Annotated in this window: 14 protein-coding genes and 1 pseudogene; 8 read left to right on the top strand and 7 right to left on the bottom strand. The window is 73.9% G+C overall.

All coding sequences use genetic code 11. The features are described 5' to 3' along the window. Window positions 1-216: 216 nt before the first annotated feature. Complete coding sequence (locus ACSNN7_RS20865; protein WP_436682627.1) at window positions 217-1,011, bottom strand: class I SAM-dependent methyltransferase; 795 nt, start codon at window positions 1,009-1,011, stop codon at window positions 217-219. Window positions 1,012-1,027: 16 nt separating this feature from the next. Further along, window positions 1,028-1,795 (bottom strand): SDR family NAD(P)-dependent oxidoreductase, encoded by a 768-nt coding sequence (locus ACSNN7_RS20860; RefSeq protein WP_436682626.1) that lies wholly within the window; start codon window positions 1,793-1,795, stop codon window positions 1,028-1,030. Window positions 1,796-1,977: 182 nt separating this feature from the next. On the opposite strand from ACSNN7_RS20860, the gene mshA reads away from it, so the two are divergent. The 3 genes and pseudogenes from mshA to ACSNN7_RS20845 all read left to right on the top strand — a co-directional run. Beyond that, window positions 1,978-3,342 carry a D-inositol-3-phosphate glycosyltransferase gene (gene mshA, locus ACSNN7_RS20855; protein WP_436682625.1) on the top strand — a complete coding sequence of 455 codons (1,365 nt, stop codon included), beginning with the start codon at window positions 1,978-1,980 and terminating at the stop codon, window positions 3,340-3,342. A 57-nt stretch (window positions 3,343-3,399) separates the two neighbouring features. Continuing rightward, complete coding sequence (locus tag ACSNN7_RS20850; protein ID WP_436682624.1) at window positions 3,400-3,915, top strand: YbjN domain-containing protein; 516 nt, start codon at window positions 3,400-3,402, stop codon at window positions 3,913-3,915. A gap of 648 nt (window positions 3,916-4,563) precedes the next feature. Further along, window positions 4,564-5,178 (top strand): annotated as a pseudogene (locus ACSNN7_RS20845) (hypothetical protein); the annotation flags it as partial. Between the two features lie 369 nt (window positions 5,179-5,547). Here the strand turns inward: ACSNN7_RS20845 and ACSNN7_RS20840 are convergent. After that, a complete protein-coding gene (locus ACSNN7_RS20840; RefSeq protein ID WP_436682623.1) occupies window positions 5,548-6,858 on the bottom strand; it encodes an MFS transporter in 1,311 nt (436 codons plus the stop codon). A 211-nt stretch (window positions 6,859-7,069) separates the two neighbouring features. Next, a complete protein-coding gene (locus ACSNN7_RS20835; protein WP_436682622.1) occupies window positions 7,070-8,401 on the bottom strand; it encodes an MDR family MFS transporter in 1,332 nt (443 codons plus the stop codon). Between the two features lie 151 nt (window positions 8,402-8,552). Between ACSNN7_RS20835 and ACSNN7_RS20830 the strand changes: the two genes are divergently transcribed. Next, window positions 8,553-9,320, top strand: a complete 768-nt coding sequence (locus ACSNN7_RS20830; protein ID WP_436682621.1) for a phosphoglyceromutase — start codon at window positions 8,553-8,555, stop codon at window positions 9,318-9,320. Window positions 9,321-9,376: 56 nt separating this feature from the next. On the opposite strand, the gene phoU is transcribed toward ACSNN7_RS20830, so the two are convergent. Further along, entirely contained in the window at window positions 9,377-10,030 is a 654-nt protein-coding gene (gene phoU, locus ACSNN7_RS20825) for a phosphate signaling complex protein PhoU (RefSeq protein WP_436682620.1), read from the bottom strand. Window positions 10,031-10,241: 211 nt separating this feature from the next. On the opposite strand from phoU, the gene ACSNN7_RS20820 reads away from it, so the two are divergent. After that, window positions 10,242-11,534 (top strand): sensor histidine kinase, encoded by a 1,293-nt coding sequence (locus ACSNN7_RS20820; RefSeq protein WP_436682619.1) that lies wholly within the window; start codon window positions 10,242-10,244, stop codon window positions 11,532-11,534. A gap of 20 nt (window positions 11,535-11,554) precedes the next feature. Continuing rightward, window positions 11,555-12,238: a response regulator gene (locus ACSNN7_RS20815; RefSeq protein ID WP_436682617.1), complete on the top strand. Its 684-nt coding sequence runs from the start codon at window positions 11,555-11,557 to the stop codon at window positions 12,236-12,238. Between the two features lie 16 nt (window positions 12,239-12,254). Here ACSNN7_RS20815 and ACSNN7_RS20810 read toward each other — a convergent pair whose 3' ends face one another. Further along, window positions 12,255-13,064, bottom strand: a complete 810-nt coding sequence (locus ACSNN7_RS20810) for a hypothetical protein (protein WP_436682615.1) — start codon at window positions 13,062-13,064, stop codon at window positions 12,255-12,257. A gap of 74 nt (window positions 13,065-13,138) precedes the next feature. Here ACSNN7_RS20810 and ACSNN7_RS20805 point away from each other — a divergent pair, with 74 nt between their 5' ends. Beyond that, entirely contained in the window at window positions 13,139-14,083 is a 945-nt protein-coding gene (locus ACSNN7_RS20805; protein WP_436682614.1) for a Ppx/GppA phosphatase family protein, read from the top strand. A 76-nt stretch (window positions 14,084-14,159) separates the two neighbouring features. After that, on the top strand, window positions 14,160-14,966 hold the full coding sequence (locus ACSNN7_RS20800) for a sugar phosphate isomerase/epimerase family protein (RefSeq protein WP_436682612.1): 807 nt from the start codon (window positions 14,160-14,162) through the stop codon (window positions 14,964-14,966). Window positions 14,967-14,997: 31 nt separating this feature from the next. On the opposite strand, the gene ACSNN7_RS20795 is transcribed toward ACSNN7_RS20800, so the two are convergent. Then, a complete protein-coding gene (locus ACSNN7_RS20795) occupies window positions 14,998-15,573 on the bottom strand; it encodes a CGNR zinc finger domain-containing protein (protein ID WP_436682611.1) in 576 nt (191 codons plus the stop codon).

Below are 15,573 nucleotides of genomic sequence, written 5' to 3'. Positions count from 1 at the left end.
CCCCCCGCACCCGCCCTCCGGACCGGACCCTCCGCGGTGATCATGAAGTTAACGGCACCCAAGGAGATCGACATCGCCGTCAACCTCATGATCACCGGGGCGGGCGGACCGCACCCCGCGTTGATCAAGAAGTTTGCGTCGGAGCGGGGCCGGATTCTGACCAAAACTTCTTGATCACCGAGGTGCCGGCCTGGGGTGGGCGGGCGCGGGGTGGGGTCAGGTGGGGGCGATGGCGGGCCAGGGGAGGGTTAGTTCGCCGTGGCGCCAGCGGGGTGGGCGGTCGAGGACGGGCCAGCCGGACTCCTTGAGGGCGCTGACGGCGCGGAGCCAGCGTTGGCGGGGGCCGAACGGGGCGTAGCCGGCGGCGGCCTGCCAGGCGTCGTCCAGGGCGCGGATCAGCTCGTGCACCCGCTCGCCGGGGACGTTGCGATGGATCAGCGCCTTGGGCAGCCGTTCGGCCAGCTGGGCGGGGCTCTCCAGGGTCGCCAGGCGGGCCGCCAGGGTCAGCGTGCGGGGGCCGTCCGCGTCGACCAGCACCCAGCCGCCCAGCCGGCCCAGCTCGTCGCAGGTCCCCTCGACCAGCGCCCCGCCGGGGGCGAGCCGGTCGGTGACCGTACGCCACGCGGCGGCGACCTCGCTCTCGTCGTACTGGCGCAGGACGTTGAACGCGCGGACCAGGACCGGACGCAGCCCGGCCAGTTCGAAGCCGCCCCGGGCGAAGGTCAGCCCGGGCGGGTCGGCGGCGGGCGCGGCGGCGGCCACCCGTACCGGATCGATCTCCAGCCCGACCACCCGCACGTCGGCGCGGACCCCGGCGGCCAGCCGGGCGCGCAGCTCCACGGCGGTGACCGGGGTCGCGCCGTAGCCGAGGTCCACCACCAGCGGGTCGGCGGCGGCGCGGAGCCGGTCGCCGCAGGTGGCCACGATCCAGTTGTCCACCCGCCGCAGCCGGTTGGGGTTGGTGGTCCCCCGGGTCACCACGCCCTGGGGGCGCCCCTGCCCGGCCCTCACCCGCGACCGGCCCGGCTCACTGCCCGACCCGGTGCACCTTGTGCTGGGCGGCCTGGGCCAGCGGGCGGACCACCAGCCGGTCCACGTTGACGTGGTGCGGGCGGGTGGCGCACCAGGCGATGCAGTCGGCCACGTCCTCGGCGACCAGCGGCTCGGGCACCCCCGCGTACGTGGCGGCGGCCTTGTCGGCGTCCCCGCCGAAGCGGACCAGCCCGAACTCGTCGGTCCGCACCATGCCCGGGTCGATCTCGATCACCCGCACCGGCCTGCCGCACAGCTCCAGCCGCAGCGTCCCGGCGATCGCGGTCTGCGCGTGCTTGGCCGCGGTGTAGCCGCCACCGCCCTCGTAGACGGTGAAGCCGGCGGTGGAGGAGACGATCACGATGGTGCCGGCGCCGGACGCCTCCAGCGTCGGCAGCAGCGCCTGGGTGACCCGGAGCGTGCCGAGCACGTTGACGTCGTACATCCACTGCCAGTCGCCGATCGCGCCGGACTCCACCGGGTCCAGCCCGCGCGCGCCACCGGCGTTGTTCACCAGCAGGGTGACCGGCCCGGGTGCGGCCTGGGCCGCGGCGGCCAGCCCGGCCACCGACTCGTCCGAGGTGACGTCGCAGGCCACCGCGGTGGCGGTGCCGCCGGCCGCCTCGATCTGCGCAACCAGCTCGGCCAGCCGGTCGGTACGCCGGGCGGCGGCCAGTACGTGGAAGCCCTCGGCGGCCAACCGGCGGGCGGTGGCCGCGCCGATCCCGCTGGACGCCCCGGTGACGATCGCGACGGAGGTCATCCGGGCATTGTCCTCCCGCTGCGCCGGCCGTTCGTGGCGGGGCGGTCGATGAGGTGGGTCACCCCGGGGCGGAGCGCGGGCGCATTTCCGGGTCCCGATGGGGAAGATGACACCCGGCGCGCGAGTTGACCGAGAAGCGCCGGTCGTGCGGGACGGCATACACCGTGGCAGAGGGAGCGGACGTGGCGGAGTTGCACACCGGCGTCGGTCGTCAGCGAGGTGCCCGCCCGTGGCCCCGCCCCCGGCGGATCGCCACCCTGTCGGTCCACACCTCACCGCTGCACCAGCCCGGCACCGGTGACGCCGGCGGGATGAACGTCTACATCCTGGAGGTCGCCCGGCGGCTCGCCGAGGCCGACGTCGAGGTGGAGATCTTCACCCGGGCCACCTCCGGCGACCTGCCCCCGGTGGTCGAGATGGCGCCCGGTGTGCACGTCCGGCACATCACCTCCGGCCCGCTGGAAGGGCTGACCAAGGAGGAGCTGCCCGGGCAGCTCTGCGCGTTCACCGCCGGCGTGCTGCGTGCCGAGGCGGCCCGCCCGCCCGGCCACTACGACCTGATCCACTCGCACTACTGGCTCTCCGGCCAGGTCGGCTGGCTGGCGAAGGAGCGCTGGGGCGTGCCCCTGGTACACACCGCGCACACCCTCGCCAAGGTGAAGAACGCCCAGCTCGCCGCCGGTGATCGCCCGGAGCCGAAGGCCCGGGTGATCGGCGAGGAGCAGGTGGTCGCCGAGGCCGACCGGCTGGTGGCCAACACCCGGGTCGAGGCGGCCGACCTGATCGGCCGCTACGACGCCGACCCGGCCCGGGTCGCCGTGGTCGAGCCCGGCGTGGACCTGGACCGCTTCCGTCCCGCCCCCGGCGACCGCCTCGCGGCCGCCCGCGCCGCCCGCCGCCGGCTGGGGCTGCCCACCGACGGGTACGTGGTGGCGTTCGTCGGCCGGATCCAGCCGCTGAAGGCGCCGGACGTGCTGGTCCGCGCGGCCGCCGCGCTGCGCGAGTGCGACCCGGCCCTGGCCGAGCAGCTGACCGTGGTGATCTGTGGCGGCCCGAGCGGTAGCGGGCTCGACCGTCCCACCTCGCTGATGGAGCTGGCCGGTTCGCTCGGTGTCGCTGACCGGGTGCGCTTCCTGCCCCCGCAGACCGGCGACGACCTGCCGGCCCTGTACCGAGCCGCCGACCTGGTCGCGGTGCCGTCGTACAACGAGTCGTTCGGCCTGGTCGCCCTGGAGGCCCAGGCCTGCGGTACGCCGGTGGTGGCGGCCGCCGTGGGTGGCCTGGTGACCGCCGTCCGCGACGGGGTCAGCGGGGTGCTCGTCGACGGCCACGATCCGGCCGACTGGGCCCGTACGCTCGCCCGGCTGCTGCCCGACCCGGCGCTGCGGGCCGAGCTGGCCGGCGGCGCCGCCCGGCACGCGCGCAACTTCTCCTGGCAGCGCACCGTCTCGGGCCTGCTCGCCGTCTACGGGGAGGCGATCGCCGAGCACCGGAGCCGGCTGGCCGCCCAGCTCGCCGGGGACGCGGCGATGTCCTGTTCCTGGTGACCCGGGCCACTGTGCGCCGTCCGGTGCGCCCAGGCGGCCGCCCGTAGAGTGGGTGCGATGAGCGCGAAGAGCGACCTGGCCGCCCTGATCGAGTCCGTCTGCGCCGAGCGCGAGCTGGACTGCGAGCCGACCGGCGAGGGCTCCTACGCGATCACCTTGCCCGGCACGCACAAGCTCAAGACGATCTGCAACCTGATCGTCGGCGAGCACGCGCTGCGGGTCGAGGCGTTCGTGATGCGCCAGCCCGACGAGCGGCGCGAGGAGCTGTGGGCCTGGCTGTTGCAGCGCAACGCCCGGATGTACGGCGTCTCGTTCTCCATCGACGCGGTGGGCGACGTCTACCTCACCGGTCGGGTCAACCCGGCCGGGGTCGACGCCGACGAGCTGGACCGGCTGCTCGGCGCCGTGCTGACGTACGCCGACGAGTCCTTCGACACGATGCTGGAGATCGGCTTCGGCAGCTCGATCCGCCGGGAGTGGGAGTGGCGGGTCAAGCGGGGCGAGTCCACCGCCAACCTCGCCGCCTTCGCGCACCTCTTCGAGCCGTCCGCTGGAGGTTCGGACCGGTCCTGACGGGTATGCCGCACCGCTGCGGTGCGGCGAAACGGGACCCGCCGCAGGCCGAGACGGACTGTCGAGGAGCGTGCGATGGCTCAGCGGAACAGCTCAGGTCGCGGCGGAACTGCGACCAGGACCAAACGGCAGGCGGGCAACCAGACGCCGAACACCCCTGGCGTCTCGGAGTCGGAGATCTCGCGGATGCGGGTCGACGACATCCGGGGGCAGCTGCGGCGTCGCGGTGTCTCCGGCATCTCCGCGCTGCGCAAGCCCGAGTTGGTGAAGACGCTCGCGCAGAGCCTGCGGTCCGAGGGCCGGGCCGGCGGCGCGGCGCGGCGCAGCACCGGACCGGCCGGCCGGGCGCCCGCCAAGAAGGCCGGCGCCACGAAGGCCGCCACCAAGAAGGCCGCGGGGGCCCGGAAGACCACGGCCGGGCGGGCGAAGGCTGCACCGGCCCCGGCTCGCAAGGCGGCTCCCGCCCGCAAGGCGGCCCCGGCCGCCGCCCGGAAGACCACCACCGCCCGGGCGACGACCAGCCGGGCGAAGGCGGCGCCGGCGAAGGCGTCCCGGGCCAAGGCCGCGCCCGCGAAGGCCGGCGCTCGCGCGAAGGCCGCACCGGCGAAGGCCGGCGCTAGGGCGAAGGCGACGCCCGCGAAGGCCGGCGCCAGGGCGAAGGCCGCACCGGCGAAGGCGGGTGCCCGGGCCAAGGCCACGCCGGCGAGGGCCGGCGCTAGGGCGAAGGCGACGCCGGCGAAGGCCGGCGGTCGGGCGAAGGCCGCACCGGCGAAGGCCGGGACTCGCGCGAAGGCCACCCCCGCGAAGGCGGGCGCCCGCGCCAAGGCGACGCCGGCGAAGGCGGCAGGCACCGGTCCGGCCGTCACCGGCCCGGCCGCCGCCCTCTCGACCGGCGTGCGTACCGGCCGATCCAGCTCACGGTCGGTACGGTCGTCGCAGGTGATCTCCTCGCCGGCGGACCGCCCCGAGCGCCCCGGCCGCAGCCTGGTCACCAGCAACCACGAGGTGATCCAGAACTGGGCCCGGGCCCGTGGCGCCCAGCCGGCGACCATCGCCGGCACCGAGCGGGAGGGCCGGCCCGGCGTGCTGACCTTCGAGATCCCGGGCTACCGGGAGAGCAGCCGGGTTCAGGTGATCAGCTGGGACGACTGGTTCCGGACGTTCGACGCACGACGGCTGAACCTCATCTACCAGGAGCAGTTGCGCGACGGCCGGCCGAGCAACTTCTTCCGGACGGAGTCCCCCGATCGGGAGGACGCGTGAGGTGTTTACGGGAATCGGCGCCGGGTACGCCGTGTTGACCAGTCAGGAGTCCCGCAGGAGTGCCGGAGGGGACACCGGCGCTGTGACCGGCGAGACAGCGATCCGGGTTGAATCCGGAATCCGGGCGAACTAACTTTATTGCACCGCGCCACGCTCGGAACCGTTCGGGGGAGCGGCGGATCGATCAGATCCGAGCACGAGCGAGGCGCAAGAAACGGGTGGAGCACATCGTTGGGGGACGGTGCCACCCGTGGAACCGGCGGCGCGAGCGGGCGACGCTTACGGGGGTGAGTGTCGCCCGCCGCCGCCGGGCAAGCGGAGAGCGCCCACCACGACCACGGTCGCGGTGGGCGTTCTGCCGTCGTCGCGTCAGCCCACCGGCTGCGCAGCGGCCGCCGGTTCGGCGACCCGCCGTGCCGCCACCCGGCGTTCCCGGCTCGGTCCGGCCAGCAGGTGCCCACCCGCGGCGAGCAACCCCAGGGCCGCCACCACCAGCCAGTGCCGCTCCCCGAGGTACTGCAGGCTCACCCCGCCGAGCGTCGGCGCGACGAAGGACGCCGCCGGGAAGGTCAGGTAGAACACCGACTGGTAGCGCGCCCGCAGTTCGGGTGGGGCCAGGTCGGCGTTGATCTGCGCGTTCGGCGGCGCGGCCAGCATCGAGCCGACCGTCCAGACCACCGCGGCGGCCAGGTAGACCCAGAGCTGGTCGGCCAGGGCCAGCACCCCGAAGCCCACCGCCAGCAACCCGGTGGAGAGGGCCAGCACGCGGTGCGCGCGCCGCCGGTCGATCAATCCGGGTACGAAGAGCTGCCCCACCACGATCAGCGCACCGCCCAGCGCCACCACCATCCCGTACGCCGAGGGGCTGAGCCCGTCCGCGCGCATGGCCAGCGGCATGATCGTCGAGATCTGCATGGTGAGCACGGCCAGCACGAAGGTGAGCCCGACGAAGACCAGGAAGGTCCGGTCGGTCAGCGCGGTGTGCAGCCCCGGCGGGCGGACCCGCCCGGCCCGGTCCGCCGCCGCGTCGCCGGTGACCGGCCCGCCCCGGGCCTGCTCCGGGTGGCTCCCGGCCCGCTCCGAGCGGCGGCGGGGCAGCGTCTCGGGGACCTTCCAGGCGATCAGCGCGGCGGCGGCCAGGGTGGCGGCGGCGTCGACCAGGAAGAGCGCGAGGAAGCTCGCCTCGGCCAGCAGCCCGGCCAGCAGCGAGGCCACCGCCATGCCGAGGTTGAACGCCCAGAACTGGAGGTTGAACGCGCGTGAGCGGCGGTGCTCCGGAACCACGTCCACGATCGCCGCGACGAAGGCCGGGCTGGGCATCGAGTGGGCGACCCCGACCAGCGCGGCCAGCGCCGCGATCACCGCGAGGTGCCGGCTGAACGCCAGCCCCGCCATCAGCCCCGCCGCCACCAGGTGCGCGGCCAGCAGCGTGGCGCGGCGGCCCCAGCGGTCCGCCAGCACCCCGCCGAGCAGCACTCCGACCGCCCCGCCGGCCCCGTAGGCGCCGACCACCGCACCGGCCAGTGACTCGCTGGCTCCCCGCGCCACGGTGAGGTAGAGCGACAGGAAGAGCACCGCGAAGGCGCCGGCCCGGTTGACCAGCAGGCCCGCCCAGAGGTACCAGAAGGTGGCGGGCAGGCCCCCGGCAGTTCCGTCCCACCAGCGCCGCAGCCCGCGCACCCGTCCTCCAGAAACTTTGTTAACCGATAACGTCCTGACCGTATGCAGCCCCGCGTGGCCGCGCCACCGTGTCGGTGATCACCGGTCCGGAGCGCCCGCCGACGCTCCGGGTCACCGCGCAGCGGGCCCGACGCCGGACGGACCGGAGGTCCTGTCGAGCTGATGTCGCCGACGGCTCAGGCTCCGGCTCCGATCGGCTCGGTCGGCGTACTCAGGAAGGGGTGCGGGCCGGGACGGGCTCGGCCGGGGCGGTGGCGGCGGCCTCGGCCGGCTCGGGGACCGGCTGCGAGACGGCGGTGACCGGCGTGACCGGCTGCGCCGCCGGACGGAGCTGGGCGGCCCGCCGCTCCCGGGCCGGCCCGGAGATCAGGTGGGCCACCGCCATCAGGGCGCCGATGGCGGCGCAGCCGAGCCAGAGTTCGGTGTTGCCGGCCCGCTCCCGGACCAGGCCGCCGAGGATCGGCGCCGCCGCCCCGGCGATCTGCCAGGAGAGCGAGAAGACGCCCTGGTAGCGGCCGCGCAGCCGGTCCGGTGAGAGTTCGGCGATGAGGGTGGCGTTGGACGGCGAGTTGAGCATCTCGCCGAGGGTCCAGATCAGCACCGTGAGGCCGTAGAACCAGGCGGCGTCGGCGAACGCGGTGAGGCCGAAGCCGGCGCCCATCACCAGCGACGCCAGGGCGAGCACGTGCGAGCGGCTGCGGCCGGAGATCAGCCGGGGCACGAAGAGCTGCCCGACGACGATCAGTACGCCGTTGAGCGCGATCACCGAGCCGTAGGTGGCGGGGCTGAGGCCGGAGTCGCCCATCGCGATCGGCAGCATCGAGATGTGCTGGAGGAAGACCAGCGCGCCGAACAGGTTCAGCACCACGAAGCCCAGGAAGACCCGGTCGGTCAGGATCGTGCGCAGCGCGCCGGCCGGAGCGGCGTCACCGGGGCGGGCGGGGGCGGCCGTGGCCCGGCGGGTCTCCTTCACCCGGGTGAAGACGATCAGCGCGGTGACCACGGTGGTGACCGCGTCGACCACGAAGAGCAGCAGGTATCCGGCCTGGGCGGCGAACCCGGCGAGCACCGCGGCGCAGGCGAAGCCGAGGTTGATCGCCCAGTAGTTCAGCGAGAAGGCCCGCAGCCGGTCCTTCTCCGGCACCACGTCGACCATCATCGCGCCGAACGCGGGGCGGGCCGCCTCGGCGAACATGCCGAGCAGCAGCGCGCCCGCCGCCACCGCGGGCAGCTCGCGGGCGAAGCCGAGCGCCAGCATCATGGTGGCCGCGCCGAGATGCGCGGTGAGCAGGGTGGGCCGGCGGCCCCAGCGGTCGGCGAGTGTCCCGCCGACGGTGGTGCCGACCGCGCCGCCGACGCCCCAGAGGCCGAGCACCAGGCCGGCCTGGGCGTTCGAGAACCCGCGCTCCTGGGTGAGGTAGATGGCCAGGAAGATCAGGACGAAGGAGCCGACCCGGTTGATCAGGGTGCCGGTCCAGAGGTACCAGAAGGCCCTCGGCAGCCCTCCGGTGGTGTCCCGGAACCAACTCCGCACCGTCCGCACGCCCGCGCCCCCGCTCAGGTAATGACCGCCCCGTTCCAAGCGCCTTACAACCTAGTGCCGGCCCGGAATTCCGGTCACCGGTTTTTCCACGTGGTGGTCGTCACGACCACTGCCTGTGTGTCCCTCGGCGGGTTGCGGCAGGATGATCGGCATGACTGCGAGCGAGGGGCCCACCGTCGGGACGCTGGTCCTGTTGCGGCACGGCGAGAGCGACTGGAACGCCAAGAACCTCTTCACCGGCTGGGTGGACGTCGACCTGACCGAGAAGGGCGAGAACGAGGCGCGGCGCGGCGGCGTGCTGATGCGCGAGCACGGCCTGCTGCCGGACGTGGTGCACACCAGCGTGATGCGCCGCGCGATCCGCACCGCCGAGCTGGCGCTCAACGCCGCCGACCGGCACTGGATCGCGGTGCGCCGGTCGTGGCGGCTCAACGAGCGGCACTACGGCGCCCTGCAGGGCAAGAACAAGAAGCAGACCCTGGAGGAGTACGGCGAGGAGCAGTTCATGCTCTGGCGCCGGTCGTACGACACCCCGCCGCCGCCGATCGCGGACGACGACGAGTTCTCGCAGGTGGGCGACCCGCGCTACGCGCTGCTGCCGACCGAGCTGATGCCGCGCACCGAGTGCCTCAAGGACGTCGTCGAGCGGATGCTGCCGTACTGGTACGACTCGATCGTGCCGGACATCCTGGCCGGCCGTACGGTGCTGGTGGCCGCGCACGGCAACTCGCTGCGCGCCCTGGTCAAGCACCTCGACCAGATCAGCGACGAGGCGATCGCCAAGCTGAACATCCCCACCGGCATCCCGCTGCGCTACGACCTCGACGCTCAGCTGCGCCCGCACACCCTGGGCGGCACCTACCTCGACCCGGCCGCCGCCAAGGAGGCCGCCGCCGCGGTGGCCAACCAGGGCCGCTGACGTACCGCGAAAAGGCCCCCGGTCCGCACGGACCGGGGGCCTTCGTCGTCGCCGGGTCAGCTCCCCGAGGGGGTGGTCTGCCCGGTGATCAGGTAGACCACGTGCTCGCCGGCGTTGACCGCGTGGTCGGCGAAGCGCTCGTAGAAGCGGCCGAGCAGGGTGGCGTCGATCGCCGTCTCCACCCCGTACGGCCAGTCGTCGCCGAGCAGCACGTTGAACAGACTCTTGTGCAGGTCGTCCATGGCGTCGTCGTCGCGGTCCAGTTCGGCGGCGAGGTCGGCGTCGGGCTTGGCCAGCACCGTGCCGATCTTCTCCGCCATCCGGTCGGCGATGCCCGCCATGTCGGTGAAGACCGGCCGCAGCTCGGCCGGCACGGCCGGCGACGGGTGCCGGCGCAGCGCGGTCTTGGCCACGTGGTCGGCCAGGTCGCCCATCCGCTCCAGGTCCGCCGCGACGTGCAGCGCGGTGATCATGGCACGCAGGTCGGAGGCAACCGGCGCCTGCCGGGCGAGCAGGTCGCAGACCCGCTCCTCGACGTGCTGGTAGAGGGCGTCGATCTCGGCGTCCCGCGCGATCACGGCCTCCGACGCCTCGCGGTCGGCGGTGAGCAGGCCTCGGGTGGCCTGGCGCATCGCGGCGCGCACCCCTTCCGCCATGTCCACCAGCAGCTGGCTGACAATCTGCAGGTCGGCCCGGAACTCGTCGCGCATCGTCACTTCCTGGGGTCGGTGCCGCCGGGCCCGTGGTGGGGCGATCGGCGTACGGGTCGAGCAGGTGCGCGCCAACCGTAGGCGGGGGGAGCGGACCCGAGGTGAACTCCGGTGAACGACGCGGGACCCGCGAGTGAACTTCTGCCGAAGTGAGGATGATTCGTCCCGTTATGGGCGATAGCTAGGTTAACAATGACCCTACGATCGCCGGGTGGAATGGGTGGTGGCGGCCGTGGTGGCCGTGGCGCTGGCGACCGGCCTGGTCGCCGGCCTGCTGCTGGCCCGCCCCCTCCACGAGTGGCGGCGCCGGGCGGCGTCGTCCGGGAGCGGTGGCTCCCGCTGGAGCTCAGGGAGGCTCGCGATTCCCGACGACCAGCAGGGCGGCCTCTCCGGGCTCGGCCGCCGGGCCATCGACTCGCTGCGCGCCGGGGTGGTCGTGCTCGATCCGGACGACGTGCCGGTGCTGGTCAACCCGGCCGCCCGGGCGATGGGCCTGCTCCGCACCGGCGCCACGCCCGGCTCCATCGCCGCCCACCCGCTGATCCGTACCCTCGCCGGCCAGGTGCGCCGCACCGGCGTGCGGCGCGAGATCGAGCTGGACCTGCCGCGGGGCCGCGACAACGCCGGGGTGAACCCGCTCGGGGTGCACCTGCGGGCGATGGGCCTCGGCGCCGGCTACATCTCGGTCGAGGCGGCCGACGTCACCGAGTCGCACCGGCTGGCCCGGGTCCGGCGGGACTTCGTCGCCAACGTCAGCCACGAGCTGAAGACCCCCATCGGGGCCCTGCAACTGCTCGCCGAGGCGCTGCTCGACGCCACCGAGCCCGCCGGGGCGGTCGCGCCGGACCTCTCCGAGGACCTGGTCGCGGCCCGCCGCTTCGCCGAGCGGATCCAGCACGAGTCGACCCGGCTGGGCCGGCTGGTGCAGGAACTGCTGGAGCTGACCCGGCTGCAGGGCGCTGAGCCGCAGCCCGCCCCGGAGCCGGTCGCGGTGGACTGGGTGCTCGCCGAGGTGATCGACCGGACCCGTACCGCCGCCGCCGCCCGGCAGATCCAGGTGGTCACGGAGGGCGAAAAGGGGCTGACCGTGTACGGCAGCGACGCCCAGATCGCCACCGCGGTGGCCAACCTGGTGGAGAACGCCATCAACTACTCGGGCGAGGACACCACCGTCCGGGTCGCCACCCGCGCCACCGACGAACACGTCGAGATCGCCGTCACCGACCAGGGCATCGGCATCGCCCCCAACGACGTGGACCGGATCTTCGAACGGTTCTACCGGGCCGACCAGGCCCGCTCCCGCCTCACCGGTGGCACCGGCCTGGGCCTGGCCATCGTCAAACACATCGCCAGCAACCATGGCGGTCGGGTGGAGGTGGCGAGCACTCTTGGAGGGGGCTCGACGTTCACCCTCCGGTTACCGGCCAGCCCCCCGGCCGACCTGGAGACGATACTGCCGTCGGCTGGGATCGAGGCCGGCCCGGCCGAGCTCCGCCAGGTCTGACCGCACGAGAGGAAGCACCGTTGAGCCGCGTTCTGGTGGTCGAGGACGAGGAGTCGTTCTCCGACGCCCTGTCGTACATGCTCCGCAAGGAGGGCTTCGAGGTGTCCGTCGCCGCGACGGGTACCTCCGCTCTCACCGAGTTCGACCGGACCGGCGCGGACATCGTCCTGCTCGACCTGATGCTCCCCGAGATGTCCGGGACGGAGGTCTGCCGGCAGCTGCGGCAGCGCTCGCACGTGCCGATCATCATGGTCACCGCCCGGGACAGTGAGATCGACAAGGTGGTCGGGCTGGAGATCGGCGCCGACGACTACGTGACCAAGCCGTACTCGCCCCGGGAACTGGTGGCGCGGATCCGGGCGGTGCTGCGCCGGCAGAGCGCCGAGGTGGCCGAGTCGGGCGCCCCGACGCTGGCCGCCGGCCCGGTCCGGATGGACATCGAACGGCACGTGGTGACCGTCGACGGCGCCCCGGTCCAGCTGCCGCTGAAGGAGTTCGAGCTGCTCGAACTGCTGCTGCGCAACGCCGGGCGGGTGCTCACCCGGGGCCAGCTCATCGACCGGGTCTGGGGTGCCGACTACGTCGGCGACACCAAGACCCTCGACGTGCACGTGAAGCGGCTGCGCTCGAAGGTCGAGCCGGAGCCGTCCGCGCCGCGGTTCATCGTCACCGTGCGTGGCCTCGGCTACAAGTTCGAGCCGTAGGCCGCCGGGCGCCCGGTCAGCGCTCGCTGGCCGGGTGCGGGGCGACCTGACCCTGGCGCAGCCGCGCCCCGCACAGCTCCGCCAGCTTCGCGTACGCGGGCGCGCCGATCAGCGCGGTCAGCTCCGGGCCGTACGAGACGTACATCGGGTCGGCGCCGACGTGCGCGTCGGTGGACGAGGTGCACCACCAGTCGAGGTCGTGCCCACCGGCGCCCCAGCCCCGCCGGTCGAACTCGGTCAGCGTGGAGACCAGCACCTTGGTGTTGTCGGGCCGCTTGGTCCAGTCCTGCTCGCGGCGGATCGGCAGCTGCCAGCAGACGTCCGGCTTGTACTCCAGCGGGTGCACCCCGTCGCGCAGCGCCTGACCGTGCAGGGCGCACCCGCCACCGCCCGGGAAGTCGGCGTCGTTGAGGAACACGCACGGGGCGTCGGTGTCCCGGGTGGCGGTGCGCCGGGCCGGGCTCTTGCCGTCGATCGTGTCGTCCTCGGTCCAGTTCTTGACGCCCCGGCGGAAGTGCTGCCAGGTCTGCGGGGTGAGCCGCTTGACCGCGGCCCGGACCCGCTTCTCGTCGTCCGAGTCGGTGAAGAACGCGCCGTGCGAGCAGCAGCCGTCGGCCGCCCGGCCGGCGATGATGCCGTGGCAGCCCTTGCCGAAGACGCACGTCCAGCGGGAGAGCAGCCAGGTCAGGTCGGCGCGGACCAGGTGCCGCTCGTCGGCCGGGTCGACGAACTCGATCCACTCCCGGGGAAAGTCCAGCTCCACCTCGCGGCTGCGCGGGTCGTCCGGGTCGTCCACCAGTGCGTGCACTTCCACCTGGCTCGTCACCCGGACCAGCGTACGCTCAGTGACCGGGGCCGGCCGACGAGCCGCGGAAACGTGTTGGCCCTAGGGTCGACAGCATGCGACTGGGTGTGCTCGACGTCGGTTCCAACACGGTCCACCTCCTGGTGGTCGACGCCCACCACGGGGCGCACCCCTGGCCGGCGCACTCCGAGAAGGTGGTGCTGCGGCTGGCCGAGCAGATCGGCCCGGACGGTGCGCTGACCGAGGAGGGCGCCGACAGCCTGGTCAAGGCGGTCGGCATGGCGCGTACCGCCGCCGCCGGGCTGGCCGCCGACGACCTGCTCGCCTTCGCCACCTCCGCGGTGCGCGACGCCACCAACGCCGCCGACGTGCTGGCCCGGGTCCGCGACGAGACCGGCGTACGGCTGGAGGTGCTCTCCGGCGCGGACGAGGCGCGGATGACCTTCCTCGCGGTCCGGCGGTGGTTCGGCTGGTCCGCCGGGCGGCTGCTGGCGATGGACATCGGCGGCGGTTCGCTGGAGCTCGCGGCCGGCATCGACGAGGACCCGGACGTGGCGATCTCCCTGCCGCTGGGGGCCGGGCGGCTGAGCCGGGAGCGGCTGCGGGTGGACCCGGCCGGGCAGGCGCCGCCGTCCGCCGAGGCCGTGGAGGAGCTGCGGGAGTACGTCGACGGGCTGCTCGACCCGGTGGTCGAGAAGCTGACCGGGGTGGGCTGGGAGCGTCCCGTCGCCACCTCCAAGACCTTCCGGATGCTGGCCCGGCTGGCCGGCGCGGCGCCGTCCGGGGCCGGGCTCTGGGCCCGGCGCAGCCTCACCCGCACCGGGCTGCGGCAGGTGCTCGGCTTCATCCGGCACATCCCGCCGGCCCAGCTGGCCGAGCTGGAGGGGGTCAGTCCGGGGCGGGCGCACCAGCTGCTCAGCGGGGCGGTGGTGGCCGAGGCGGTGATGCGCCGCCTGGACGTCCCGGCGCTGGACATCTGCCCGTGGGCGCTGCGCGAGGGCGTCATCCTCCGGCGGTTGGATCAGCTGGAGCCGATGTGATCCGCGTCGGCCGTTCTGCGCCATTTGCCGCTGCTCGTCCTGAAGCGTGGCGACCGGTCGGGCTACCCTGAGGGGTGTGACTTCCCGCGTTCCGGTGCTCCTGTCCACGTCCTCGGTCTTCCCTGAGCGGACCGCGGCGGCGTTCCAGCTGGCCGCGGCGCTCGGCTACGACGGCATCGAGGTGATGGTCTGGACCGACGCCGTCAGCCAGGACGCCGGCGCGCTGCGCGGCCTCTCCGAGCACTACGGCGTACCGGTCCTCTCGGTGCACGCGCCCTGCCTGCTGGTGACCCAGCGGGTGTGGAGCCCCGACCCCTGGGAGCGGCTGCGCCGCTCGGCCGAGCTGGCCTCGGCCCTGGGCGCGCCGACCGTGGTCGTGCACCCGCCCTTCACCTGGCAGCGGGACTACGCGCGCAACTTCTCCGCAGGGCTCGCCGCGATCGCCGGCCAGTATCCGGACCTGCTCTTCCCGGTGGAGAACATGTACCCGGTGCGGATGGCCGGCCGGCAGTTCGTGCCGTACGTGCCGGGCTGGGACCCCACCGAGACCGGGTACGCCTCGTACACCCTCGACCTGTCGCACTGCGCCGCCTCGCACACCGACTCGCTGGCGATGGCCGACCGGATGGGCGACCGGCTGGCGCACGTGCACCTCGGCGACGGCACCGGCGAGGGGCGCGACGAGCACCTGGTGCCCGGGCGCGGCAGCCAGCCCTGCGCCGAGCTGCTGCGCTCACTGGCCGGCCGGGGCTTCACCGGCTCGGTCGCCGTCGAGGTCACCACCCGGGGCGCGAAGAGCCGCGCCGACCGGGAGGCCGACCTGCGCGAGGCCCTCGCCTTCGCCCGCGCCCACCTCACCGCCCCGTCCCCGGTCGACGCCTGACCCACCGGCTCGGCCGGAGTGGCCGGGTCGGTCAGGGCACGGGGGTGAGGGAGTCGGCCTGGGCCGGAACGGCGACCTGCTCGCCGACGGCGGCCCGCTTGCGGGCGCGGTGGGCGGCCACGTGGGAGCGGGTGGCGCAGCGCTCGGAGCAGAACCGCCGGCAGCAGTTCGACGAGGTGTCCAGGTAGACGTTGCCGCACCGCTCGTCCGCGCAGACCCCGAACCGGGCGCTGCCGTACTCGCAGAGCCAGACCGACAGGCCCCAGACCGCACCGGCCAGGTATTCCGCGCTGACCGACGCGCCCCGGCTGGTCACGTGCATGTGCCAGTCGCTGGAGTCGTGGCCGGAGATCCGCGGCTGCACCGGGAACGCCTCCAGCAGGGCGTTCAGCTCCTCCACCGCCTGGACGTCCCGCCCCGACGTGCCGTACTCGAACACGTCACGCAGGCGCTTCTGCGCCCGCCGGAAAATCATCAGGTCCCGTTCGGCGACCTCGTCGCGCATCCACGCGTTGTCGTCCGGAAAGAGGGCCCGCAGGTCGTCGAGGTCGTCCAGGCGGGCGTTGACGAGGTCAACGCCGGTCCGGGCGTACGCGTCGAAGTTCAC

Source organism: Micromonospora sp. URMC 105, assembly GCF_051386295.1.
Taxonomy (GTDB): domain Bacteria; phylum Actinomycetota; class Actinomycetes; order Mycobacteriales; family Micromonosporaceae; genus Micromonospora.
The sequence above is the reverse complement of the archived record's forward strand: the minus strand, read 5'-3'. Positions and strand labels throughout refer to the sequence as shown.